Raw genomic sequence first — 25,286 nt, forward strand, 5'->3', positions numbered from 1 at the left:
TTTAATTACTGTAAAGTAATTACTTATCGCGGGATGGAGCAGTCTGGTAGCTCGTCGGGCTCATAACCCGAAGGTCGTAGGTTCAAATCCTGCTCCCGCAATCGCTTTGTTTAACGGCAAAGCAGCAATACAAAGCTTCTGGTTTGGTAGTTCAGTTGGTTAGAATGCCTGCCTGTCACGCAGGAGGTCGCGGGTTCGAGTCCCGTCCAGACCGTTGTTTTTGGCTCGGTAGCTCAGTTGGTAGAGCAATGGATTGAAGCTCCATGTGTCGGCAGTTCGATTCTGTCCCGCGCCATAGGAATGCGGGTGTAGTTTAGTGGTAAAACTACAGCCTTCCAAGCTGTTGTCGCGAGTTCGATTCTCGTCACCCGCTTTGCATTTTTTATTTGGGGCCTATAGCTCAGCTGGTTAGAGCGCACGCCTGATAAGCGTGAGGTCGATGGTTCGAGTCCATTTAGGCCCATTACATTTTTAAACTGGTCCGTTGGTCAAGCGGTTAAGACACCGCCCTTTCACGGCGGTAACACGGGTTCGAATCCCGTACGGATCATGCAAACACTCTTGAGAGTGTTTTTTTATTACCCAAAAATGATCTTTTTATCATTTTCTCAAGCATGAGCAGTCAAAATTTGTTATAATCAGTCCGTTGCAAGTTCCCGAAAGGATTCGCAGCTGCGAAGATGCCTTGTAACCGAAACATATATTAGGGGGAATACAAAAATGACAGAGAAACACTTATTTACATCAGAGTCCGTTTCAGAAGGACACCCAGACAAAGTAGCCGACCAAATCAGTGATGCCATCTTAGATGCGTTACTTGCCGAAGATCCAATGGCACGGGTCGCTTGCGAAACGTCAGTTACTACCGGACTGGTTTTAGTCTTTGGAGAAATTTCTACTTCTGCTTATGTAGATATCCAAAAAGTCGTCCGAGAAACCATCAAAGAAATCGGCTATACACGAGCAAAATTCGGCTTTGACGGCGACACGGTTGCTGTTTTGGTAGCGATCGATGAGCAATCACCAGATATCGCTCAAGGCGTTGACGATGCTTTAGAAAGTCGCGGAGAAACGGATAAAGAAGATATCGGTGCCGGTGACCAAGGCTTGATGTTTGGTTTTGCCGTTGATGAAACACCTGAATTGATGCCTTTACCGATCGCCTTGAGCCATCGGCTGGTACGTCGCTTAGCAGAGTTGCGTAAAAACAAGGAACTAAGCTACTTGCGTCCAGATGCAAAATCACAAGTAACCGTTGAATATGATGATAACAATCAACCACAAAGAGTGGACACCGTCGTTATTAGTACCCAGCATGATGATGCGGCTGATAATGAAACGATCCACCGTGATGTCATCGAAAAAGTGATCAAAGAAGTGATCCCTGCCGATCTTTTAGACGAGCAGACAAAATATTATATTAATCCTACTGGTCGTTTTGTGATCGGCGGTCCTCAAGGGGACGCCGGTTTGACTGGCAGAAAAATCATCGTTGATACTTATGGCGGCTATGCACGTCATGGCGGCGGTGCGTTTTCTGGAAAAGACGCAACCAAAGTTGACCGTTCAGCTAGCTATGCGGCTCGCTACATTGCCAAAAACATCGTAGCAGCAAAGCTAGCCAAAAAAGTGGAAGTCCAATTAGCCTATGCGATCGGTGTGGCACAACCCGTGTCGATCAGCATCAACACTTTTGGTACCGGAACCGTCAGCAATGAGCGCTTGATCCAAGCGGTACGGGAAAACTTTGATTTGCGACCAGCAGGAATTATTGAAATGTTAGATTTGCGCCGTCCGATTTATCGTCAGACTGCCGCTTACGGACATTTCGGTCGTACAGATATCGATTTGCCATGGGAACGCACCGACAAGGTGGCGGCACTTTTGGCAAGTGTGAAGGATTAAAAGAGGCGACCTCTATTGATGACTATCAATAGAGGTTCTTTTTTTTGGAGTAAAAGGAGGAGTTACATGCGAACCAATGTAAAATTAGTCACCATTGCAGTTTTTGTCGCAACGTTTATGACCGCGATCGAAGGAACGATCATTACGACAGCGATGCCTACCATCGTCAGTTCATTGAAAGGAATCGAGATCATGAACTGGGTCTTCTCGATCTATCTTTTGACCAGTGCGATGTTGACCCCGATCTACGGCAAGTTTGCCGATAATATCGGCCGCAAACCAGTCTTTTTATTTGGTACGCTGCTGTTTATTATCGGGTCGGCGTTTTGTGGGATGGTCAATACGATGTTGACGTTGATCATTGCCAGAGCGTTGCAAGGATTAGGCGCAGGGGCCATGATGCCCGTTGCCCTAACGATCATTGCGGACCTGTATCCTGTTGAAAAGCGGGCGAAAGTCTTAGGGCTCAATAGTACTGCTTGGGGGATCGCCAGCGTCGTCGGACCCTTAGCCGGTGGCTTGATCGTAGATACGATCGGCTGGCATTGGATCTTCTTTATCAACGTGCCCATCGGATTAGGGTTGATCGCCTTGATTTGGTTTTATTTTCATGAAGAAAAAAAAGCCTTTGCTGCAGTCAACATTGATTATGCAGGCAGTCTCTTGTTGATGTTGACGCTAGTAGGGCTCCTGCTAGGCTTCCAGTTGCTGGGAGATTATGGTATGAGTCTGCCTGTCATCGGGCTATTCGTTTTTTCTGTCCTTACGTTCATCGGCTTCATTCAAGTGGAGAAAAAAGCAACAGATCCGATTATTGATCTGAAGCTGTTCCACTCAAAATTGTTTGTGGTGGTCAATATCGTAGCAGCTTTGGCTAGTGGCTTCTTGATGGGGATCGATGTTTATATCCCAATGTGGATGCAAGGGGTCTTAGGCATGAGTGCGGGGATTGGCGGGCTTGTGTTGGCACCGTTGTCGATTCTATGGATGATTGGTTCCTTCTTAGCCAGCCGTTGGTTGACACAACACAGTGTCAGTTGGGTCTTGACGGTTAGCTTAGTGATCACGGCTACCGGTGCTTTGTGGCTCTTTTTGACACCGGCACAGACGTCATTCTGGTTGTTCTTGGTGATTTCTTCTATTACGGGCGTCGGTTTAGGGGCAACGATGGTGGTTTGTACCGTTACTGCCCAAACCAGCGTTGCCCCCACCCAAGTCGGCGTGGCGACTTCTTTTAATACGCTGCTGCGCACGATCGGGCAAACCATCATGGTGGCGGTCTTCGGTATCGTTTTAAATACCAGTAATAGCATAGGCTTAGCACAGGCGCAAGTCACTGACAGCAGTGTCATGAATCAACTGGTAGATCCAGCCGCCGCGTGTCAGCTGCCAACCGCCTTATTAGGACAATTACGGGAGATTCTTTATAGCGGTCTACACTGGGTTTTTGGGATCGGTGTTTTACTCATTGTGATAGCGATTGGTTTGACCCGCACGATTTCGCGAGAATCTGGTACAATATAAAAAAAGGATCGCAGGTGATTGTATGGCTTTTTTACAAGCAAATATCTATTCAAATGTTCTTGAAATGGAGGTAATGATCGATGTGATCTTGCCTCAAAGTACCAAGAAAAAAATCGGCACCCAAAGCCAATCGACGGGCACAGATCTCCCAGTGCTTTATTTATTGCATGGGATGAACGGAAATCATAGTGTCTGGCAGCGACGGACGTCGATCGAGCGGTATGCCGCAGAGTATCAACTAGCGGTCATCATGCCGTCTACTGATCTGGGTTGGTATACTGATACGACCTATGAAATGAAGTATTGGACGTTTATCGCCGAAGAATTACCACAGATTTGTCATGAGCTGTTTCCTCAGCTGACGCAAAAACGAGAAAAAACTTTTGCAGCAGGTCTCTCGATGGGGGGCTATGGGGCTGTAAAACTTGGGCTGCGCAAGCCTGACCAGTTTGCGGCGGTAGCCTCTTTGTCTGGGGCATTAGCGCTGGCTGAAAGTATGGATTCCTTGCTGCAGCTGCGAAGCCAAGCTTATTGGGCAGGAATCTTTGGCCCTTTAGAGCAATTCAAAGGATCTGAAAATGATTTGATCCATCTGATTGAGACCATCGATCCAAGCACCGCGCCGCGTTTTTTTATTAGCTGCGGAACCGAAGATCAACTGTACCCGGCAAGTGAGTATGCGGCGGATAAGCTGCAAAAACGCAAAATAGCCGTAACGTTTGAATCGGGAACTGGGGATCATGATTGGAATTTCTGGGATCAATGGATCCAACGAGTCTTGCAATGGCTTTTTAGCGAATAAAAAAAACCATCAGTCGATCGACACCTTAACGTGCCGAGGACTGATGGTTTTTTCGTTCGATACAAAATAAGATCGGCGGGTGGTTGCGCTGATTGATAAATTGATAGGAAAGGACATTGAATGCCTCTTGCGGCAGCTGCTGACAAAAGGAGTGGACTTCTTTCAGCTCTGCTTCGCCGCCAGCGTGTCCATAATAGCAGACGAGGATGATTCTACCTTTCGGGGCTAAACGTGTCAGTAAAGCTTCTAAAGCCGTTTTCGTTGTATCAGGCAGCGTGATGATCGCTTTGTCCCCTTTAGGCAAGTAGCCTAAATTGAAAATGGCGGCGTGAACCGGACCACTCACAATATCTGCCAACGTCTCATGGCCTTGATGGATCAGCTGGACTTGCGCCAACAGCTCTTTTTCAGCCAACCGCTTTTTGGTAGCTTGCAGGGCTTGTTCTTGAATATCAAAAGCAAACACCTGACCAGTCGGTCCAACTAAGGAAGCCAGTAATTCCGTGTCGAAGCCGTTGCCCATCGTGGCATCAACGGCGGTTTGTCCCGGTTGCAGAACTTCTTTTAAAAGGGTGTGGCTATAGCGCATGGCGGTCGGCAGCATCGACTGGCTCCTTTCGCACATTGAATTTTCCTTGATAGGAGTTGCGGCGTAGCATTTCTTGATCGATCTCATTCAAGACTTCCCATTTTTTCAAACTCCACATTGGACCTACCAGAGAGTCCCATGGTGCATCGCCTGTCAAGCGATGAATGATGATCTCTGGGGGGATCATCTCCAACTGATCACAAATCAATGACACATAGGTATCGCGCCGCATCAATTGCAAACGTCCTTCATGATAATCCCGCAGCATCCGAGTATTGCGCATCAAATGCAGCAAGTGCAGTTTGATGCCTTGAATATCAGAATCTTGAATGGTGCGGCGGACGTTTTCTTGCATCATCTCGATCGTCTCGCCTGGTAGGCCATTGATCAAATGGGTACAGACACGAATATTGTGTTTGCGCAGGCTGGCGACGCCGTCTAAGTAAGTTTGATACTCATGGGCGCGGTTAATGGCGTTGCTCGTGGTTTCAAAAGTCGTTTGCAGTCCTAATTCGACCCATAAATAAAAGCGTTGATTGAGTTCTGCCAGATAGTCAACGACATCTGCTGGTAAGCAGTCTGGTCGGGTCCCAATGGAGATCCCGACAACACCAGGTAGTGTCAGCACTTGCTCGAAGCGCTCGCGGATCACTGCCACCGGTGCGTGAGTGTTCGTAAAGTTTTGAAAATAGACAATGTATTTGTCCACTTGCGGCCACTTTTTGTGCATCATGGCGATCTCTTTTTCAAACTGCTCTGGCAGCGGGGCTTCAGGTGCTACGATCATATCACCAGAGCCGGACACGCTGCAAAATGTACAGCCGCCTTTGGCAACGGTGCCGTCACGATTGGGGCAGTCGAAGCCGGCATCAATGGGGACTTTAAAGATTTTTTCGCCAAATTCTTGCCGCAAAGCAAAGTTCCACGAATGGTATCGTTTGTTTTTATCTTCTGCATAAGGAAATGGATTCATTTTTTTACCTTCTTTTATAATTGTTTACGGGTGAAGCGCCAGACAAAGCGTTTTTGCAAGTAGTAAGGGTAGGTCAACAGCAGCCATGAAAGGCCGACACAAAACCCACCTAACACATCGCTGGGAAAATGCACGCCAACATAGATGCGGCTGATGCCGATGCAACCGATCAATAGGCCTAACAGAATGCGGAGTCCCCATTGCCAAAAAGGCTGCTTGAAGAAGACCGGGACCAAGAAGAGCAATGTCCCATAAAAAACCATACTGCCCGTCGAGTGTCCGCTGGGGAAACTGAAACTTGATTCCGTGACTAAGTGTTCAAGGGTTGGTCGCTCCCTTAAAAAGACGAGTTTGATCAATGGATTAAAGAGCCCAGCAATCCCGATGGTGCCGATACTGAGCCATAGTGCTTCTGCATAATATTTGTTGATCACTAAGACAGCTAAAACGGCGAGAAAGAGCAAGATGATCGTGGTAGGGTTCGCAAATTTTGTGACCCATAGAAAAAACGGTGTCCAAAACGGGTAGCCGCTGCGGATGATGCGAGTCAAGGTTTCGTCAAAGGAGACCAACCAAGTAGGATAAAATTTCACGAGATAGCCGAGAAAAACGAACAGCAGTAAAAAGCAGCTGCCGGCAAATTGAAAATATAGTTTTTTATGCATGGAAAAGCCTCGTTTCTAGAGAATTTCTGTCCCTACAAGCAAAGAGACATCTAGAAGGTATTATAGCATTTATCGCACGACGGAAAAAGCAGGGGACCAATCAAGGATTCTCCCACTTTCAAAGAATAGCTTTCGTTTGGTTAAATACAAACTCTTCATTTCAATAAATGTTTGTTTGATTACAAAGAGTTTACAGTTTCTGAAATCGGCTCAAATACCTTTTATAAATTCTTAAGAAATTGTATACTTAATCTACGTTCACTATAAGGAAAAAACGGAGGAATAACGGACATGAACACGAGTCAATCAAGAAAAGTACATCGTCAAGCAGACCAATCGGGCGATAAGTATCGAGTGATCAAAAAAAGTGCAGTTGTTTTAGGAACGACACTGACTGCTTGCTCTGTTGTAGCTCCATTGGTGTCATCGGTTCAAGCAGAAGCCGTAGAGACCTCGATCGCCCAAGTTTCTACTAGCAATTTTGCCGCGCCGAATACTTCCGCATTTATTGCTGAAATCGCTACGTACGCTCAGCCCGTGGCACAAGCCAACGATTTATATGCTTCTGTGATGATCGCACAAGCCATTTTAGAAAGTGGTTGGGGCCGAAGCAGTTTATCAAAAGCACCAAATTATAATTTATTCGGGATCAAAGGCAGCTACAACGGTCAAACCGTTTATATGAGTACCTTGGAGTACTTGAACAATCAATGGTTGACTATGAATGAACCTTTTAAGCGCTACCCATCTTACACGCAATCATTCGAAGATAATGCACGTACTTTACGCTCAACCTCTTTACAAAGCGGTGTCGCTTATTATTCTGGCGCTTGGAAGAGCAATACGACTTCATATCTTGATGCAACCGCATGGCTAGCAGGTCGCTATGCGACTGCACCAAACTATGCTTCTTCCCTGAATGCCGTGATCCAACAATTTGGTTTGACGCAATATGACACACCAGCTTCTGGCAATGCCGGTGGTGGTGCCACAGCTAGCGCATCAACCAATACCACGACTACAACGGCAGCTGTTAGCACGAGCGGCAGTCAAACCTATACAGTCGCTTCAGGCGATTCGGTCTGGTCGATTGCTAACAAACATGGCATCTCCATGGATCAGTTGCGCAGTTTGAACAACATCAAAAACGATTTTGTTTATCCAGGGCAAACGTTGAATGTCAACGGCAGCACCCAAAGTACTTCGACAACTTCAACAGTATCGATCGTTAATCGTAATACTTCAGCAACTACATCAGGCAACACCTATACCGTAGTTTCTGGCGATTCGGTCTGGTCGATTGCCAATAAGCATGGCATTTCGATGGATCAATTCCGCAGCTTGAACAACATCAAAAATGATTTTGTCTATCCAGGGCAAAAAGTTGTCGTCAGCGGTGGATCGTCTACGAATACCAGCAGTACTACGACCGTCAGCACTGCATCAACGGCTAGCCAAAGCAGTGGCGGCACCTACACGGTGGCAGCTGGCGATTCGGTCTGGTCGATTGCTAACAAACATGGGATTTCCATGGATCAATTCCGCAGTTTGAACAATATTAAAAACGACTATGTCTATCCAGGACAAAAGGTGATTGTCAGCGGTAGTTCCGCAACGAGTACTACAACAAGCACGACCGTCAGCAGCCAAACCAGCAGTAGTGTTGCAGGCAATACCTATACGGTGGCAGCGGGTGATTCAGTCTGGTCAGTTGCCAATAAACATGGGATTACGATGGATCAATTCCGCAGCTGGAACAACATCAAAAATGATTTTATCTATCCAGGACAAAAGGTGGTCGTTAAGCAAGGCGGCACGGCAGCTACCACCAGTACTTCCACGACAAATGGTTCTTACAAGGTCGCATCGGGGGATTCCGTTTGGGGAATCGCAGATAAGTTCGGCATCACGACGGATCAATTTATCCAATGGAACAATATTCAAAATAACTTTATTTACCCAGGACAAACAGTTAGGGTAAAATAGATTGCTATTCCTAATGATTTTTGTTAGGATAAGTGCAAAGAAACTTTCACGTTTGAGAAGGAATAGTAGAAGTACGGTGGGACTTTTAGAGAGTGCATGGTTGGTGGAAATGCACAGCACACCTTTCGAACTCGTCTTCGAGTGATATCTGACTGAACCTGAATTGGCTAGGCAGATACGGCGATGGCCGTTAAAACATCGAGGTCTGCTTTTTTGAGGAGCAGATAAACTTAGGTGGTACCACGTTGATAACGTCCTATAAAAATCATAGCGATTTTTATAGGACTTTTTTTAAGTTTTGCTGGTTGATTTGACGAGCAAAACACCAATTTTTAGGAGGAGTCCATCGTGAATTACAATCACAAAGAAATCGAAAAAAAATGGCAAAAATATTGGGCGAAGAAAAATGAATTCAACACCCATGATGAGCCGGACAAACCAAAATTTTATGCGCTAGATATGTTCCCATATCCATCTGGACAAGGATTACATGTCGGACATCCAGAAGGCTATACGGCTACGGATATCTTGAGCCGCTTCAAACGCAGCCAAGGCTACAATGTACTGCACCCAATGGGCTGGGATGCCTTTGGTCTGCCTGCCGAACAATATGCACTAGACACAGGAAATGATCCAGCGGAATTCACAAAGAAAAACATTGAGACCTTCCGTCGTCAAATCAATTCGTTAGGGTTCAGCTATGACTGGAATCGTGAAATCAATACGACAGATCCTGAATATTACAAGTGGACGCAATGGATCTTTACCAAGCTTTATGAAAAAGGGTTAGCTTATGAAGCCGAAGTTCCGGTAAATTGGGTACCAGAGCTTGGAACTGTGATTGCCAATGAAGAAGTCATTGACGGCAAGAGCGAACGGGGCGGCTATGATGTGATCCGCAAACCGATGCGCCAATGGATGCTAAAAATCACGGCATATGCTGATCGATTGTTGGACGATTTAGAAGAAGTTGATTGGCCAGAAAGCATCAAAGAAATGCAACGCAATTGGATCGGACGTTCTATCGGAGCCAACGTAACGTTTAAAGTGGCAGGGATGGAAAATGACTTTACCGTCTTTACGACTCGACCAGATACCTTGTTTGGTGCGACCTACGCTGTATTGGCACCAGAACATGAGCTAGTGGCTCAAATCACTACCCCAGAACAAAAAGCAGCCATTGATGCCTATGTAGAAGAAGCATCGAAAAAATCTGATTTGAACCGAACAGATTTGGCCAAAGAAAAAACCGGTGTCTTCACTGGTGCCTATGCCATCAATCCCGTGAATGGCAAAGAAATCCCGATTTGGATCGCCGATTACGTTTTGGCTTCTTATGGAACAGGTGCGATCATGGCGGTTCCTGCCCATGACGAACGTGACCACGAATTTGCCAAAACATTCGGTTTAGAGATCATTCCTGTATTGGCAGGGGGCAACGTGGAAGAATCTGCCTATACCGAAGATGGACTGCATATCAATTCAGACTTTTTGGATGGGCTAGACAAAGAGACAGCCATCGAAAAAATGGTCGCATGGTTGGAAGAAAACCACGTTGGGAAAAAAGAAGTCAGCTATCGTCTTCGCGATTGGTTGTTCTCTCGTCAACGGTATTGGGGGGAACCAATCCCAATCATCCATTGGGAAGATGGGACGACCACAGCGCTTTCTGAAGATCAGCTGCCATTGCGTTTGCCAAAAACCGACAATATCAAACCAAGCGGTACTGGGGAATCGCCATTAGCTAATGTCACGGATTGGGTCAATGTCACCGATCCAGAAACTGGGAAAAAAGGACGTCGCGAAACCAATACGATGCCACAATGGGCAGGAAGCTCATGGTATTTCTTACGCTTTATCGATCCTCATAATAAGTCTGTTTTGGCAGACTATGATAAATTGAAACGCTGGATGCCAGTCGATATTTATATCGGTGGGGCGGAACACGCTGTCTTGCATTTGCTTTATGCTCGCTTCTGGCATAAATTCTTGTATGATATCGGTGTCGTACCAACGAAAGAACCATTTGAAAAATTGTTCAACCAAGGGATGATCCTTGGGGAAAACAATGAAAAAATGTCGAAATCCCGCGGCAACGTCGTCAATCCAGATGATGTCATCAATCAATACGGTGCAGATACTTTGCGTCTATATGAAATGTTTATGGGACCATTGGATGCATCGATCGCTTGGAATGAGAACGGCCTCGAAGGCAGTCGCAAATTCTTGGATCGCGTGTGGCGCTTGATCGTCGATGAAAATGGCAAAATGCGCGACCGCATCACGACATTCAACGATGGCAAATTGTCGAAAGTGTACCATCAAACAGTTAAGAAAGTGACGGAAGATTTTGAGCAGCTGCACTTCAATACGGCGATTTCCCAATTGATGGTCTTTGTCAATGAAGCCTATAAAGCCGATGCCTTGCCTTACGAATATGTCGAAGGATTTGTGCAGCTATTGGCTCCGATCGCACCGCATATCGGGGAAGAGCTCTGGTCGATCCTCGGAAATGACAACGGGATCTCATATGTGCCATGGCCAACCTATGACGAAAGTGCCCTAGTGGAAGATGAGATCGAAGTCGTCTTTCAAGTCAATGGCAAAGTTCGTGCCAAAGCAATGGTGCCAGCGGATGCCGAAAAAGCAGTGCTTGAACAATTGGCGCAAGAAAACGAACTTGTCCAAGAACAGCTCCAAGGAAAAACGATCCGCAAAGTGATCGTCGTACCGAATAAATTGGTCAATATCGTTGCAAACTAAATGCTAAAAACGTAGCTGCCTAACAGATCGACAGTCTGTTAGGCAGCTTTTTGGTAGCGACAAAGAAAAAAAGTGTTACTGAGTGGTTCTCAGCAACACTTTTTTGTTATTTTTTGCGAATGATCCCATAGAACAAAGCGGCTGTTGCGACCAATGGAATCAAGATCACTAATAGAAAGCCGTTTGGATACGTAGCGCGAGTGAAAATTTCTGATGAAGCATCACTTCCGCCAAATAGATGATTGGAAATCATGAACTGAGCCATCATAGCAACGATTGCGACAAAACCAATTGCAGCACCAGTACCGACGAATAATTTTTTCTTTGCGTTGTTCATTACATTTGCCCCTTTTATAGTCTCTATGTATCATTATACAAAATTTGGATACGTGTTCAATCTGATTTTGTCAAATAATTGATTCGTAATACACTTGAAATGTTTCTGACATATTTAAGCGCCAAAAAAGCCAAAATTCCGCTTGTTAGCGATCATATTATTCGCTGATCCTCACAGACTCTCGTATAATAAAGAAAGAGAAAAGAAAGAGGGGACGTACATGGAGTATCAATCATTTGAAGGCCAAACGGCTTTTTTTGAAGATTATGCACGGATTGCCAAACCTGGCTATGAAGAAGAGGCAGTCACTGCCGATGTCTTGGAACAGTTGAATCAACAATTAACAGAAGAAGAGCTGTTTTACCGTTTAGCAGCCGAAGATGCCAAAGAAGGGCAAGTCTTTCTGTTTCCTTTCAGCAAGCGAATGTTTACCGAAGACCTTGACGCTGCCATTTCAACAGAATTCCGTTATGATGGCGCACCCTATGTCTATGAGACTTACGAAGACGAACAACCTTAATCACGCAGAAAAAAGCTTTCAGATGATCGGTTAAATCATCTGAAAGCTTTTTTGGTTGAGGCATTGCTATTAATGCTTGGCTTGCTGCTGCGCTAAGGTCAAGTCACCAATGTAAGGGACTTTTTTTCCGGCAACTTTCAAGTATTGTTCGGCACCTTTGCCCGCAATAATCACGATATCACGACTGTCTGCTTCAGCAATCGCCGATTTGACGGCTTGTTCCCGATCCATCTCAAGAATGACGGCAACTTCAGGATTGATGATAGCGTCGGCGATCTCTTGGGCAATCGCCGATGCTTCTTCAAAATCAGGATCATCGCTAGTCAGATAGACTTTGTCCGCATATTCTCCTAATGCTCGTCCCATATCTGCTCGGCGAGATTGGGCTTTGCCACCAGCACTACCAGTGACAAAAAGCAGGCGGCCATCTGGGCGCAATTGACGGGCAAGTTCACTTAATGATTGGAAGCTAAGGTAATTGTGGGCATAATCAACAATCATGACCGCCCCATTTTCTTTTTCTAAAACGATCATTCGTCCAGGGATGATTACTGTCGGCAGGACTTTCTGGGCGTCCTCACGAGAGGCACCCGCTAAGCAGGCAGCCAAAATCGCCGCTGCGGCGTTCTCATGGTTGAAAGAACCTAAGATCCCCAGTTGATATTCACCAGAGACTTGCAAGACATCAGAAGTAGCTGTCAGGGCAAAACTCTTTAGGTCCATTCCTTCTTGAACGACATAATCGGCGTCTGAACGTCCGTAGGTGATATAAGGAACTTGATGGACTTCACAAGTTTCTCGCAGCAAGTGGTAGTGATCGCTTTGCCGATTTAAAATCATTTGTTTGCTGTTGCGGATCAGTTCCCGTTTGCAGTAAAGGTAATCATCATAAGTCGGGTGTTCCACCGGTCCAATGTGGTCAGGCGAAATATTCAAGAACGCGCCAATATCAAAGGTAATACCGGCGACCCGTTTGGTTTTATAGGCTTGGGAAGAAACCTCCATCACAAGATGGGTCAGGCCGTTTGCGACAGCCTCAGCCATCATTTTATAGAGATCCAGTGTTTCGGGGGTCGTTAACACTGCTTCATTAAAGGTTTTTCCATCGACTGAGTTTTCCTCAGATGAAAAGAATGCTACTTTTTGACCCGTCGATTCTGCTAAAATCGCCCGAGCAAAATAGGCGCAGCTGGTTTTGCCTTTTGTGCCAGTGATGCCGATGGTCACCAGCTGTTCTTGCGGGTTGCCATAAAACGCTTGGGCGATCACTGCCATCGTTTCTCGAATGTCCGTAACAATGATCCCGTAGGTTGCGAAGTTGTCATAAGGTGTTTCTGAAATGTAGCACTGAATGCCTTGATCAATGGCGGCGGCTAGGTAGCTTTCTTTAAAAGAAGCCCCTTTACAGAAAAAAAGCGTCGCCGCATCGGCTGTTCGCGAGTCGTAGCTTAATGAGGTAAAGGCAAGATCAGTCATTTCTTGCGGCACGGTATAAACCCAATCAGTGGGGGTGATGATTTCTTTCAATAGGTTTTCCTGCAATAAGAGCTTGCGGATCTGGGGCACGGTAATGAGTTCCTTTTGCATCGTTGTTCTCCTTCATTCCTCTAAAGATTTCTCTTATTATAGCATAACTCCTAAAAACCGCCGTTTGGGAGAGAAAAGTTTTCTTTTTTTTCTCCTTATTTTGAAGAAACTTTAAGATGTTGCAAAAATAGATTGCGACCAACCCTTTTTCGAATTAAAATGGAAGGGATATGTTTGTAGAAAGTTGGAGATAATGGCGATGGATAATCACATGCGTTCAGTGTCAAAAGAATTAACTACACAAGAAAAAATGGCTCAAGGATCTGCTTGGATGACGATGGGAAATATCGGCTCACGTTTGCTTGGCGCCATTTACATTTTACCCTGGTATTATTGGATGGGGGCAAATGCTGATAAAGCAAATGCGTTATTTGGAATGGGCTATAATGTTTACGCCTTATTTTTAATGATCTCCACTGCGGGGATCCCATCGGCAATTGCCAAACAGATTTCTTTTTATAATTCTCGCCAAGAATACCGCACGAGCCAGAAACTCTTTTTAAGAGCCTTCCAATTGATGGCAGGCTTTGGCGTGGTGACCGCCGGCATCATGTATTTGGCAGCCCCATGGTTGGCAACGGCTTCAGGTGGTGGGGAAGAATTGATTCCTGCAATGCGCTCATTGAGCATTGCACTATTGGTCTTTCCTTGTATGAGTGTCATGCGAGGATACTTCCAAGGGAATCAAGACATGAAACCTTTTGCGATCTCGCAAGTGGTGGAACAAATCGCCCGCGTCTGCTATATGCTTTTAGCGACCTTCATCATTATGCGGGTCATCGAAGGCGAATACACGGCAGCAGTGACGCAATCGACTTTTGCCGCCTTTATTGGTGTCTTAGCAAGTATTTTGGTTTTAGGCTATTACTTCCAAAAGCAACGGGTGCGGATGGATGTCTTAGTCGATATGAGCAAAGAAGAAACCGTGCTGCAAACCAAAGAATTGGTTTTAGCGACCATCAAAGAAGCGATCCCTTTTATTATCGTTGGTTCTGGGATCACGATTTTAAAATTGGTGGATCAGTACACCTTTGTACGGATCATGAGTAGTTTTACTGAATTTTCAAATGACCAGCTCTTAGAATTAATGGCGATTTTCGGTAGCAATCCTGATAAGTTGACGATGGTCGTTATCGGATTAGCTACTTCCATGGCTTCAACAGGCTTGCCTTTGATCAGTGAAGCAGTCGCCAAAAAAGACAAAAAGAACTTAGCTAAATTGATCAGCAACAACTTGCAATTGTATTCCTTTGTAATGTTCCCAGCGACCTTTGGGATGATCGTACTGTCTTATCCCCTATATACCTTGTTTTATCGCCCAGATGCGTTAGGGGCGAGCGTCCTAGTCGCTGCCTGTCTGTCTGGACTGGTCTTAGGCTTGTTTATGCTTAGTTCCAGTATGCTTCAAGGAATGTACCACAACAAAGAAGCCGTTATTTTCTTCTTTGTAGGGTTGCTGGTGAAAGTGATCTTGCAATACCCAGCGATTCGGTTGTTCCAAGTTTACGGCCCATTGGTTTCCACCACGATTGCTCTAGGGATCGTCTGTTGGCTAAATATTCGCAAGATGATTCGCAAAGGCCATTTCAATGTAAACTTGACGTTGCGACGGACGTTATTGATTGGCGCGATGACGATCATTATGGTGATCGCAGCGTTGATTGCCCGCCAACTCTTTGGGCTTGTCCTCAGTTCTGAAAGAAAAGTTCAAGCCTTTATCTTGAGCTTGCTAGTAGCAGGAGTCGGTGGCAGTGTGTACATCTACATTGCGCTGAAATTACGTTTAGCTGAAAAACTGCTCGGCTCATCAATGGTTCGTTTGCGCCAGAAACTACACATCAAATAAAACCAGAAGCAGTCGCTGAGCCTCCATTGCGAGACCTTGGCGGCTGTTTTCCATGAAAGGAAGAAAGCAATGCGTTTAGACAAGTTTTTAGCGGATATGGGTTATGGCTCCCGCAAAGAAGTGAAACAGTTGATCAAAAAAGGTCTCGTGACCGTCAATGGACAAGTCATCAAGAGTGACAAAGCGCAAGTACTAGAAACACAAGATACCGTTTGTTTTGAGGGGGAACCCATCGTCTATCAAAGCCAGTTTTATTATTTGCTGAATAAACCCGCTGGAGTGATTTCGGCAACTGTCGATTCCTATGAAGAGACGGTTTTAGATTTGTTTTCTGAAGAAGCATTTCGCGAAGATTTGTTTCCAGTAGGACGGTTGGATAAAGACACCGAAGGCTTTTTGCTGATTACGAACGATGGCGGATTGGCGCATCAATTATTGTCGCCTAAGAAGCATGTGGAAAAAGAATATTATGCCCAAGTCGAGGGGATCATGACAGCGGAGGATCAAAAAACCTTTGCCAAAGGCATCAAATTAGACGGCGAGTGGACCTTGCCGGCTGAACTGCAGATCCTCAACGTCGATGAAGAAGAAACGCGCAGCGAAATCAAACTGATTCTCCATGAAGGCAAGTTTCATCAAGTCAAACGGATGGTCCAGGCAGTAGGAAAAGAAGTCGTTTATTTGAAACGGATTCGCATGGGAGGCCTGTCCCTGCCAGATGATTTGGCATTAGGCGAGTATCGGGAATTAACTCCTGAGGAATTGGCGAAGCTGCAAGAGCGAGGATAAGACGAGCGGCGAGCTAAAGAAATTCTTATAAAAGTTGTTATTCGGCTGCAATATTTGTAAAAAAAGCCCGTTTTATAGGTAATTTACATGAAAAATTGCAACAATAGACTTTAAACTGTTGGAAAAACCCTCTTTTTTTTCATGAATAAGCATGTTACAGTAGCCAAGCTACTAAAAAAAGAAGGAGTTACCTCATTGAAGAAAAAGATTTTTTTATTGCTCGCCCTTACGTTCCCCCTTTTCCAGCCAGCTGTCAGTTATGCTGCTGAAACCAAGAGCAGCGAGGAACTGACGGTTTTGACCACAGAACTAGCCTCTTATGAAGAAGAAGTCACGACTAGCCAACAGAAAGTCACAGCGCTGGAAAGTCAATTAGCGGATTATCAGGAAGAATTAAGCCAATTGGCAGAAGAAAGCAAGGAAATTCAAACGCAGATCACTGCACTGAATGACCAAAAAGCCCAGCATCAAGAAAGCCAAGCGCCAAGCAGCCTGGTAGTCGATGGACCGCAAGCCACGATTCAGCAACTACGCAAGTTTAGTGAACAACAAGCGGCTTTACGGGAAGTGAACCAACAATTGGCGGAAAAAGAAGCCCAACAGCAACGAATCACTTCGTACCAAACCTTGACGCAAGCCCAATTAGTACATAGTAAAGAACAACTAGCAACAGCCCAAAAAGAATTGCAGAGCCAACAAGAACAGCTGCAGCAGACCCAAGCGCAAGTACAAGACTTGCAAGAAAAAGTGGACAAAGAAGCAAAAGCCGCTGAAGAAGCAAAACAAAAAGCCAAAGAAGCAGCAGAGAAAGCGGCAGCCAGTGAATTTTCACTGCCAATCACGGGCGCCGTGTCGATCTCCAGCGGTTTTGGTACTCGAGCTGACCCAACTGGTTTTTCAGGGACGCAGCATGACGGGATCGACTTCACAGGTCAAGCGGGGGAGAAGATCGTCGCCGCTCGTGATGGACAGGTAGAAGATGCTGGCTATGGCCCAAGCACTGGAAATTACGTGATTTTGGCTCACGATAACGGCTTTTACTCGTATTATTTTCATTTAACAGCTGTCAGTGTCTCGAAGGGGGCGACCGTTGCAGTCGGCGACCAAGTCGGTACGATGGGGACGACTGGAAATTCGACAGGCGTCCATCTGCACTTTGGACTAAGTAAGACGTTGTGGTCAGATTTCGTTGATCCAGCAGCTTACTTGCCGCTATAAGCCAAAGCTCCGAGTAGAAACATTGAAAACAATCATCTGAAACCAAAAAGCATGACTGACAAGAGGGGGTTCCTCAAGTCGTCATGCTTTTTTCGTTTACCACAAGCCCGGTTGAGCGATGATCACTAACTGTTCTTTGGTAAAGGGATGCTCTAGATGCAATTCGTAGCCATGCAGCAGCAAACGCGGCGCTGGTTTGTTTTGGTAAAGCGGGTCACCAACGACTGGATGACCGATGCTGGCAAGGTGGACGCGAATTTGGTGGGTCCTACCCGTATCTAACACACAATATACATCGGTTGTCTTTTGTTGGGCGTGGGCGATGGTTACATGGGTGACGGCGGACTGACCGTTGCGGGGGTCAATGATCCGCTTGCGCCGATCGTGACGGTCACGACCGATTTTTTTGGCGATCGTTTGATCTTGCGTAAGTTTGCCCCAAACCGTGGCTTGATAGCGGCGGAAAATCTGTTTGTTTTCCAACATTCGGCCCAAGATCGGCAACACCAAGGGATTTTTTGCGAATAAAACGACACCGCTGGTTTCTTTGTCTAGACGATGGACCACATAAGGCTGCTGCTGTTTCGGCGCAAGGTAAGCAGCGGCATCATTCAACAGGGTATCTGCTTCTAATGGCTGATTGGGGTGCGTCTTGACCCCGGCCGGCTTGTTCAGTACCAATAAGTGCTCATCTTCAAAAAGTACGTCGACTTTGTCTGCTTGACCTAACTGGATCGGCTGGTAGCTGTAATCACTGTCTTCAATGATCAAAGTGATTTGATCGCCGCCACGAACTTCTTGATGAAACATCGCAGGCTGCTGATTGACGGCCACATTTTTCCGTGTGCGCAGAAAATGGCGCACTTTTCGTGGGACGAGCCACTCCTGTTCCAACAACTCGCGAAGCGGCATGGGCGGGTGATTTTCGGGTAAAGTCATGGTGTATTCCATAAAAACGTCCTTTCTTTGCTGTTCGCTACCGACTATTATAGCATCTTTAAGCTTTTCTTATAAAAAAAACAATAAAAAACAGAGTATTCAATGCTAGAATAATAAAGCATTCTTTTCGAATGAAATTACGTCTAGAGCCGTATAAAAAAGAAAGTCATTTATGCTACACTTAACCAAAGGAGCGTGAAGTAATGGATTGGAAGCACATCCTTCACAAAATAAAGACCGGTTGGCTGACCTTTTGGCGCTGGTTAAAACCATATTTGCAGCAATTTCATCAATGGCGCAAACGGGTTTGGAAAAAATACCACGTAAATAAAATTTTTATTTTACTTAGTTTAGTTGCTATTTTAATCATGAGCGGGTATTTGTTTTATATCGCCAAAAATACGAAAGTTAGTGAATTAGAGTCAGGTCTGAAAGAATCAACGGTGATTTTTGATGCCAATGGCGATGAAGCAGGGCAATTGTACTCGCAAAAAGGCACGTATGTTTCTCTTGATGCCATCTCCAGTGATGTAGTCAACGCCTTGATCTCAACCGAAGACCGCAACTTCTATAATCACCACGGGTTTGATATCAAGGGGATCGCTCGGGCAGCCCTACGCATGCTGGTCAACCGCAGTGCCGAAGGCGGTGGGGGAAGTACCATCACCCAACAGCTTGCCAAAAATGCCTATTTGTCCTTGGATCAAACCTTTAGTCGAAAAGCCAAGGAGCTTTTCTTAGCGATCGAGATCGAGAAGAAATATTCCAAAGATGAGATTTTGGAAATGTATTTGAACAGTTCCTATTTCGGTAACGGGGTTTGGGGCATTCAAGATGCCTCGCTAAAATATTTCGGTGTCAATGCTTCTGAACTAAGCGTGGGAGAAGCTGCGACGTTGGTGGGGATGCTCAAAGGTCCTTCGATCTATAACCCGATCGACAATCTGGAAAACGCCACGAACCGTCGCGACACCGTCTTGAGTTTGATGGTGGATAACGGCAAGCTGGACCAGTCCGTTGCTGACCAGGAATCACAAGTTGCCTTAGCCAATTTACTGTATGATGGATTTGGCAATTCAGAATCTGGCTATAAGTATCCTTATTATTTCGATGCGGTCATCGATGAAGCCGAATCCTATGGGTTGGACGCCGATGATGTCATGAATCGCGGCTACAAGATCTATACAGCGCTGGATCAAAACTACCAAGCGCAAATGGAAGCTGCCTATAAAAACGATGCCTTGTTCCCTGAAAATGCCGCTGATGGCACGATGGTGCAATCTGGCTCTGTCGCACTTGATCCGAATACCGGTGGGGTGCAAGCGGTGGTGGGTCGTCGTGGCGAGCACGTCTTTAGAGGCTTTAATTTTGCCACGCAAATGAAACGTTCACCAGGCTCCACGATCAAACCAATCAGCGTCTTCGCCCCTGCCCTAGAAGCTGGGTTTGAACCCGATAGTATCCTGAAAGACGAGCCCCTGGATTTTTATGATGCTCAAAACTTTGATGGGACCTATGCTGGCGAAGCAGTCATGTATCAAGCCCTCGCCCAAAGCTTGAATCTGCCAGCAGTTTGGCTGCTGCATGAGATCGGCTTAGATCGCGGGTATAGCAAAGCACAAGAATTCGGTCTTTCCTTGACCGAATCCGACAAATATTATGGTTTAGCATTAGGTGGTTTGGAAAAAGGGGAATCACCAATGACGATGGCAGCAGCGTATGGCGTTTTCGCAAATGGTGGGTATTACTACAAACCGCATTTGATCACCAAAATCGTTGATTCTACCGGTGCCGTGATCGTTGACAATACGTCTGTGCAAGGCAAACGGGTGATTTCTAAAGAGACCGCTGATAAAATGACGAGCATGATGCTGGGCACCTTTTCTAACGGGACGGGTGTTAGTGCTAGTCCGTACGGCTTTACGATCGCCGGTAAGACGGGTACGACAGAGACCAACTTTGATGCTTCTAAGGTCAATGACCAATGGATCGTCGGCTATACCCCTGATATGGTTCTGTCAACCTGGCTAGGATTTGAACATGTGAGTGAAGATCATTACTTAACGGGAACTAGCGGACAAGTCGTTGGGAAAATATTCAAAGCAGAGGCCGAAAGCTTACTGCCTTATAGTCAAGGCACCCAATTCCAAGTTGCAGACGCTTATTGGACAGGCGGAAAATTGATGGCAGCCGATGAAGTATCAGATCCTGAGAGCAGTACGTCACAAAATGGCAATGATTGGCAGAAAACCATCGATGACTTTGCCGAAAGCGCCAAAGAAGGCATGAAGGAATTCGGCAGCAAGATCAAAGAAGGAACGAAAGAACTGTTTGGCGGCTTGTGGAATTCCATCAGCGGAAATTAAAGGAATTAGGCAACTGCTAGTCTAGAACCTGAGAAGAATGGTATACTAGAAAAAAAGAGGAGGCGTCAAAATGGCAAATATTTATGATACAGCAAACCAATTAGAACGTGAATTACGGGAGTCAGAACAATTTCAAGATCTGAAAGGTTCTTTCGACCGTTTGAAAGCAAATGAAGAAGCCTATGCGTTATTCAAAGAGTTTCAAGAGTTGCAACAAAGCCTGCAACAAAAAATGATGGCTGGCGAAGAAATGACGGAAGAAGAAGCGCAAAAAGCCCAAGAATTATCGCAAAAAATTCAACAAGACGGCATCGTTTCTGACTTGATGCAAAAAGAGCAAGCCTTCAGCTTAGTAGCCAATGACTTGAACCGTATCATCATGGGTCCTGTAAGAGATCTATACGAAGCGTAATCGCCATCAGACAAAGACCAAAGAAGCTAGTGAATCTTCAGAGCAATCGGCTGCAACTGCAAGAGCCGTTTCCAAAGAAGTTTCAAAATCGCTTCTTTGGTTTTTTTTATGAAAAAGGCGAACAAATTTTCGTATTTTGCTGACGAAATGCCTGAGAAATGTTATGATAGAAGCATTAAGGAGGGAGAAAGAAATGCGATTTTTACATAGTGCAGACCTGCATATCGACCGGTCATTTGAAGGGGTTCATTTGTTATCTGAAAAAGTGAAGACCCAACTCCCTGCCATCAATCAAAAAATCATCCGTAATTTGGTGGATGTTGCCTTAGAAAAAGCGGTCGATTTTGTTTTGCTGGCTGGGGATACATTCCATCAAGCACGGCCGAGTCTAAAAGTGCAGCATGACTTTTTTGCCCAACTGCAACGACTAGGGGAAGCACAGATCCCAGTCTATATGATTTTCGGCAACCATGATTATTATGATCCGCAACGGTATTGGTTTGCTTTTCCAGAAAATGTCATTCTCTTTTCATCAGAAGAAGTTCAAACGGTTCAAGGAACAACGAAAAACGGTGAAACCTATGCCATCAGTGGATTTAGCTACCAACATCCTTGGATTACTGAAAATAAAGTAACAGAATTTCCTGCAAGAGCAGCGGTGGATTACCATATTGGGCTTTACCACGGGGACCAATCTGGTGAACGGTATGCCCCCTTTTCAATCAGTGAAATGAAGCAAAAAGGCTATGATTATTGGGGCTTGGGGCACATCCATGTACCTAAGACGCTCTCAGAGCAGCCACCGATTCTCTATCCCGGTACACCTCAAGGAAAGACCAAGAAAGAACAGGCGACTGGGGTGATTTTGGCAGACTTATCACCGCAAGGACCAACAGTCAAGCGCTTGGAGATCGCGGAAATCGCTTGGCAAAAGCAAGTGGTCTCCTTAGCGGATGTGACTGCCTCGAATGCCGTATTGCCAGCGATCATTGAGCGCTTAAAAAGTCCTCGTTCGCGCTTGCTGCATCTGGTGTTGACCGATGTGCAGCAGCTGCCGCCAGATTGGTTTCCAGCTGCGGAAAAAAATGAATGGCTGACCTACCTCAATGAACGGTTGGCACAAACAGAGCCGCTGCAAGTGATCTATGCCCTTGAAGTCGAGCAAGCCAATGAAGACAAGATCGCATTGGCGGTATCAGAAGATTATATGCTGCAGTTTTTAGCGATGTATGAGTCACCAGAGATGTTTGCGGACCGACTGTCGGATCTATTGCGGCATCCGCTGATCCAGCGGGGGATCACCCATGAATCATTTCAAGAAGAAGTCTTGCAGCAAGCCAAGCAATTGTTGAAAGACGACTTTCAATGGGAGGAGCAGTCATGAGAATTTTAAAAGCAGAGATTACCGGTTTTGGGAAATACCATGAACAAAGCTTTGCCTTTCATCCGCAAAATCAGCTGCTCTTTGGGCACAACGAGATCGGAAAATCGACGTTGTATCAATTTATTGCCGCCATCTTGTTTGGCTTTCCGAAAAAGACAGCCAAGAAAAAAGACTATACCCCCAAAAACGGTGCTGCTTACGGTGGCAAGTTATGGTTGGCGCTGGAACCCTTCGGCGAAGTGATCGTGGAACGCTATCGGCAAGTGGACCGTGGTCGTGCCAAAGTCCATGTCGCTGGCCAGACGGTCGATGAGCAATGGCTGGCACAACACCTGCAGCCCCTCAATCGAGCATTGTTCTTCGATGTCTTTACTTTTCAGCAAGAGCAATTGACCCAGATCGATAAGCTAGAAGAAAATGAGCTGCACCAAGTGTTGATTTCTCTAGGGATCAGCGGCAGTCAAAAAATGCTGCAGCAAGTGGCGCAATATGAAACCATCAATCAGCAGCAATACAAGCCACGAGGGCAAAAGCTGCCTTTGAACCAGGCGTTAAAACAATTAGAAAAACTGCAAAAAACGATTGCGGAAAAAGAAAGCGAAGAAAGCCGCATCCAACAGCAGTATCAGCAGATCGCCCAGCTGCAAGAACAGATCCAAGACTTGCGACACCAGTATCAAGCATTGAATGACGCCTATCAGGAAAATCAGCAGCAGCTGAGTCATTGGGGTCTTTATGAAGAGTGGCAGCAAATGGCACCAGCAGATACGTTAGCCGATCCTCAGCAAGTCCAAGCCATCAAACAGTTTTATCAGCAGTATCAGCAGCTGACGGAAGAAATTCGCAAAAAAGAAGCTGAATTAGATCAGTTGGAGCAAGGAAAAGAATCAGATAAGTATTTCTTTTATCTTGATCATGAGCACCAAATCCATCACTTGCTGCAGCAGCAAGTGACGATGGCGCGTTTGGCAGATCGTGAAGCAGCGGCCAATCAACAAGAAACTGTCGCCATCACAGAGTTGAATCGCTTGATTGAAAAGCGCCAGTGGAGCAGAGAATCGCCGCCGCTAGTAACGGCTTCGATCCATGAACAAACCACACGTTTACTGCAAGAACGTGTGCAGTTAGAAGAGCTCGAAAAGCGCATGATGCGTTTAGAAGAAAAAGCGCAGCCTTTGCAAGCCACCGCGGCCCGCTTAGAACAGCAGCATCCTCAATTGATTGGCCGCAAGCCCGTTTCTCGCCCACTATGGCCGCTAGGGATCGTCGGTGGGCTAGTCGCAGTGATCGGTATCTTTTTGCCGAGTCCCTGGCGCTGGCTTGCATTAGGTGTGGGGATCGCAGCGATTATCGGCAGTGTTTTACCGCTGATGAAAGCAGCGCCAAACAAGCAGCAAGGCATCAAGCAAGAATGGCAGACGATCCTCATGCAGCTGGATCTACTGGGAGAAGAGTTGGCACAACTGGAAAATGAACAGCAGCAAAAGCAGCAGCAGATCGATCGTGCCTACCAAGCGTTGACACCCTTTTTTGGTGATTTGCCGGTGGAAAGCTGGCAGGCGTATCTATTGGCCTATGATGAAGATGTTGCTAGCTATCAAGCCTACTCACAACAACGCAAACAAGCCTATCAAGAACGGCAAGCCGTCGCAGAAGAACTGGTCCCCTTTGAGGAGCAGTTCCGTCCGTATGCGGAGTGGCTGCCGCTGCAAAACAAAACAGTGTTAGAAAAAGCAGCGATCTTACAGAAATTTCATGAAGAGATGCAAACGATCAAGCTTTCACGGCTGCAACAACCTAGTACACTGCTGGCTCAACAATTGAACCGCACCCGCAATGAACGCGACCAGCTGCTTTCCCAGGCCAGTGCGCTCTTGCAGCAACAAGGCTTAGATCACCCCGCAGAAATCAGCCTCTGGTTGAAGCAATGGGAAGCGGCGCAGCGCACGCAGCAGCGAGCAGAAGAATTGGCGGAGATGTTAACACCGATCTATCCCAAACCAGTGACACAAGCAGAATTGCTGCAGCAAAAAGACCAGATCAAGCAGCAGCAAACACAGCTTCAAGCACAAATACAGCAGTTGACAGAGCAAAAACAGCGCTTGGAATTGGAAGCAGCAGCTAGTCAAAAAAACGGCACCTTGAATCAGCTTTATCAAGAAGAAAGTGAGCTGAAGGCGGTCATTGAAGAACTCGCTGTGGCATGGGGCAGTCGTCAGTTGGCGGCTTCAATTTTGACGGATGTCACGACCGAATTGTCAGAACAGCAATTGCCGCAGCTATTGTCAGCCGCTTCGACTTATTTTGAACAGCTTTCAAACGGACGTTATCAAAAGATTCTTCTGGAAAATGGTCTGTTAGTAGCGGCAAATGCCAGCGAGACCTTTTCGATCATCGACTTGTCCACAGGCACGAAGGATCAGTTGATCATGGCGTTACGTTTCGGTTATCTAGCGCTGCAAAAAAATCATCCGTTGTGCCCGATCATTATTGATGATGGTTGGTTGCATTATGACAGTGTTCGTAAGGAACGCTTCGCTGCGCTGTTAAAAGAGTTTGGTCAAAGTTATCAAGTAATTTGTTTGTCTTCTGACCAAGAAATGGTAAGCTATTATCAGAAGTACCAGCAGCCTATCCAGGATCTGAGTAAAGGAAGTGAAAGATTTGGCTGATCGGCCAAA

19 protein-coding genes, 6 tRNA genes, 1 riboswitch and 1 other annotated feature are annotated in these 25,286 nt (G+C 46.0%); of the genes, 19 read left to right on the forward strand and 6 right to left on the reverse strand.

Annotation, left to right across the window (positions count from 1 at the left end):
- Positions 1-27: 27 nt before the first annotated feature.
- The 9 genes from A5870_RS01315 (at position 28) to A5870_RS01355 (ending at position 4,231) form a co-directional block, all read left to right on the forward strand.
- A tRNA-Met gene (locus A5870_RS01315) sits at positions 28-101 on the forward strand.
- Between the two features lie 39 nt (positions 102-140).
- Positions 141-214: transfer RNA gene (locus tag A5870_RS01320), tRNA-Asp, on the forward strand.
- Between the two features lie 8 nt (positions 215-222).
- Positions 223-295, forward strand: a tRNA-Phe gene (locus A5870_RS01325).
- Between the two features lie 7 nt (positions 296-302).
- Positions 303-373 (forward strand) — tRNA-Gly (locus A5870_RS01330).
- A 16-nt stretch (positions 374-389) separates the two neighbouring features.
- A tRNA-Ile gene (locus A5870_RS01335) sits at positions 390-463 on the forward strand.
- A 15-nt stretch (positions 464-478) separates the two neighbouring features.
- Positions 479-550 (forward strand) — tRNA-Glu (locus tag A5870_RS01340).
- Between the two features lie 91 nt (positions 551-641).
- Positions 642-723: riboswitch (SMK box riboswitch) on the forward strand.
- A complete protein-coding gene (metK, locus tag A5870_RS01345; protein WP_086291582.1) occupies positions 721-1,905 on the forward strand; it encodes a methionine adenosyltransferase in 1,185 nt (394 codons plus the stop codon). Its footprint overlaps the riboswitch before it by 3 nt.
- A 66-nt stretch (positions 1,906-1,971) precedes the next feature.
- Complete coding sequence (locus A5870_RS01350; protein ID WP_086291583.1) at positions 1,972-3,429, forward strand: MDR family MFS transporter; 1,458 nt, start codon at positions 1,972-1,974, stop codon at positions 3,427-3,429.
- Positions 3,430-3,451: 22 nt separating this feature from the next.
- Entirely contained in the window at positions 3,452-4,231 is a 780-nt protein-coding gene (locus A5870_RS01355; RefSeq protein ID WP_077452373.1) for an alpha/beta hydrolase, read from the forward strand.
- A gap of 25 nt (positions 4,232-4,256) precedes the next feature.
- On the opposite strand, the gene A5870_RS01360 is transcribed toward A5870_RS01355, so the two are convergent.
- The 3 genes from A5870_RS01360 to A5870_RS01370 are packed head-to-tail and all read right to left on the reverse strand — an operon-like array spanning position 4,257 to position 6,458.
- Positions 4,257-4,835 carry a tRNA (mnm(5)s(2)U34)-methyltransferase gene (locus tag A5870_RS01360; protein WP_170924047.1) on the reverse strand — a complete coding sequence of 193 codons (579 nt, stop codon included), beginning with the start codon at positions 4,833-4,835 and terminating at the stop codon, positions 4,257-4,259.
- The gene (locus tag A5870_RS01365; RefSeq protein WP_086291584.1) at positions 4,810-5,793 is read right to left on the reverse strand and encodes a TIGR01212 family radical SAM protein; all 984 of its coding nucleotides are present in this window, start codon (positions 5,791-5,793) and stop codon (positions 4,810-4,812) included. The genes A5870_RS01360 and A5870_RS01365 overlap by 26 nt, the downstream gene beginning before the upstream one ends.
- A 14-nt stretch (positions 5,794-5,807) precedes the next feature.
- Positions 5,808-6,458 carry a phosphatase PAP2 family protein gene (locus tag A5870_RS01370; RefSeq protein WP_081117844.1) on the reverse strand — a complete coding sequence of 217 codons (651 nt, stop codon included), beginning with the start codon at positions 6,456-6,458 and terminating at the stop codon, positions 5,808-5,810.
- A gap of 291 nt (positions 6,459-6,749) precedes the next feature.
- Between A5870_RS01370 and A5870_RS01375 the strand changes: the two genes are divergently transcribed.
- Positions 6,750-8,444, forward strand: coding sequence for a muramidase family protein (locus A5870_RS01375; RefSeq protein ID WP_086291585.1), 1,695 nt, complete (start codon positions 6,750-6,752; stop codon positions 8,442-8,444).
- A gap of 42 nt (positions 8,445-8,486) precedes the next feature.
- Positions 8,487-8,706 (forward strand) — a binding site (T-box leader).
- A gap of 86 nt (positions 8,707-8,792) precedes the next feature.
- Positions 8,793-11,207, forward strand: coding sequence for a leucine--tRNA ligase (gene leuS / locus A5870_RS01380; RefSeq protein WP_086291586.1), 2,415 nt, complete (start codon positions 8,793-8,795; stop codon positions 11,205-11,207).
- A 106-nt stretch (positions 11,208-11,313) separates the two neighbouring features.
- Here leuS and A5870_RS01385 read toward each other — a convergent pair whose 3' ends face one another.
- On the reverse strand, positions 11,314-11,544 hold the full coding sequence (locus A5870_RS01385) for a hypothetical protein (RefSeq protein ID WP_005233376.1): 231 nt from the start codon (positions 11,542-11,544) through the stop codon (positions 11,314-11,316).
- Between the two features lie 220 nt (positions 11,545-11,764).
- On the opposite strand from A5870_RS01385, the gene A5870_RS01390 reads away from it, so the two are divergent.
- Entirely contained in the window at positions 11,765-12,064 is a 300-nt protein-coding gene (locus tag A5870_RS01390) for a DUF5960 family protein (RefSeq protein ID WP_008382014.1), read from the forward strand.
- Positions 12,065-12,133: 69 nt separating this feature from the next.
- Here the strand turns inward: A5870_RS01390 and murE are convergent, their stop codons facing one another.
- Positions 12,134-13,651 (reverse strand): UDP-N-acetylmuramyl-tripeptide synthetase, encoded by a 1,518-nt coding sequence (gene murE, locus A5870_RS01395; protein ID WP_086291587.1) that lies wholly within the window; start codon positions 13,649-13,651, stop codon positions 12,134-12,136.
- 199 nt (positions 13,652-13,850) lie between these two features.
- On the opposite strand from murE, the gene A5870_RS01400 reads away from it, so the two are divergent.
- The 3 genes from A5870_RS01400 to A5870_RS01410 all read left to right on the forward strand — a co-directional run bounded on the left by A5870_RS01400 (position 13,851) and on the right by A5870_RS01410 (position 17,504).
- Entirely contained in the window at positions 13,851-15,497 is a 1,647-nt protein-coding gene (locus tag A5870_RS01400) for a putative polysaccharide biosynthesis protein (RefSeq protein WP_077452367.1), read from the forward strand.
- A 69-nt stretch (positions 15,498-15,566) separates the two neighbouring features.
- Complete coding sequence (locus tag A5870_RS01405) at positions 15,567-16,286, forward strand: pseudouridine synthase (protein ID WP_077452366.1); 720 nt, start codon at positions 15,567-15,569, stop codon at positions 16,284-16,286.
- 141 nt (positions 16,287-16,427) lie between these two features.
- On the forward strand, positions 16,428-17,504 hold the full coding sequence (locus tag A5870_RS01410) for a M23 family metallopeptidase (RefSeq protein ID WP_086291588.1): 1,077 nt from the start codon (positions 16,428-16,430) through the stop codon (positions 17,502-17,504).
- Between the two features lie 96 nt (positions 17,505-17,600).
- Here the strand turns inward: A5870_RS01410 and A5870_RS01415 are convergent, their stop codons facing one another.
- On the reverse strand, positions 17,601-18,455 hold the full coding sequence (locus tag A5870_RS01415; protein ID WP_077452364.1) for an RluA family pseudouridine synthase: 855 nt from the start codon (positions 18,453-18,455) through the stop codon (positions 17,601-17,603).
- Positions 18,456-18,646: 191 nt separating this feature from the next.
- Here A5870_RS01415 and A5870_RS01420 point away from each other — a divergent pair, with 191 nt between their 5' ends.
- The 4 genes from A5870_RS01420 (at position 18,647) to A5870_RS01435 (ending at position 25,277) form a co-directional block, all read left to right on the forward strand.
- Complete coding sequence (locus A5870_RS01420) at positions 18,647-20,809, forward strand: PBP1A family penicillin-binding protein (protein ID WP_077452363.1); 2,163 nt, start codon at positions 18,647-18,649, stop codon at positions 20,807-20,809.
- 70 nt (positions 20,810-20,879) lie between these two features.
- Positions 20,880-21,221, forward strand: a complete 342-nt coding sequence (locus A5870_RS01425) for a YlbF family regulator (RefSeq protein ID WP_005227708.1) — start codon at positions 20,880-20,882, stop codon at positions 21,219-21,221.
- 193 nt (positions 21,222-21,414) lie between these two features.
- Positions 21,415-22,605, forward strand: a complete 1,191-nt coding sequence (locus A5870_RS01430) for a metallophosphoesterase family protein (protein ID WP_242595974.1) — start codon at positions 21,415-21,417, stop codon at positions 22,603-22,605.
- The gene (locus A5870_RS01435; RefSeq protein WP_170924046.1) at positions 22,602-25,277 is read left to right on the forward strand and encodes an AAA family ATPase; all 2,676 of its coding nucleotides are present in this window, start codon (positions 22,602-22,604) and stop codon (positions 25,275-25,277) included. Before A5870_RS01430 ends, A5870_RS01435 begins: the two co-directional genes overlap by 4 nt.
- Positions 25,278-25,286 lie beyond the last annotated feature (9 nt).

The sequence above is a fragment of the Enterococcus sp. 2G9_DIV0600 genome (assembly GCF_002140615.1).
In the GTDB taxonomy this organism is placed as follows: domain Bacteria; phylum Bacillota; class Bacilli; order Lactobacillales; family Enterococcaceae; genus Enterococcus_D; species Enterococcus_D innesii.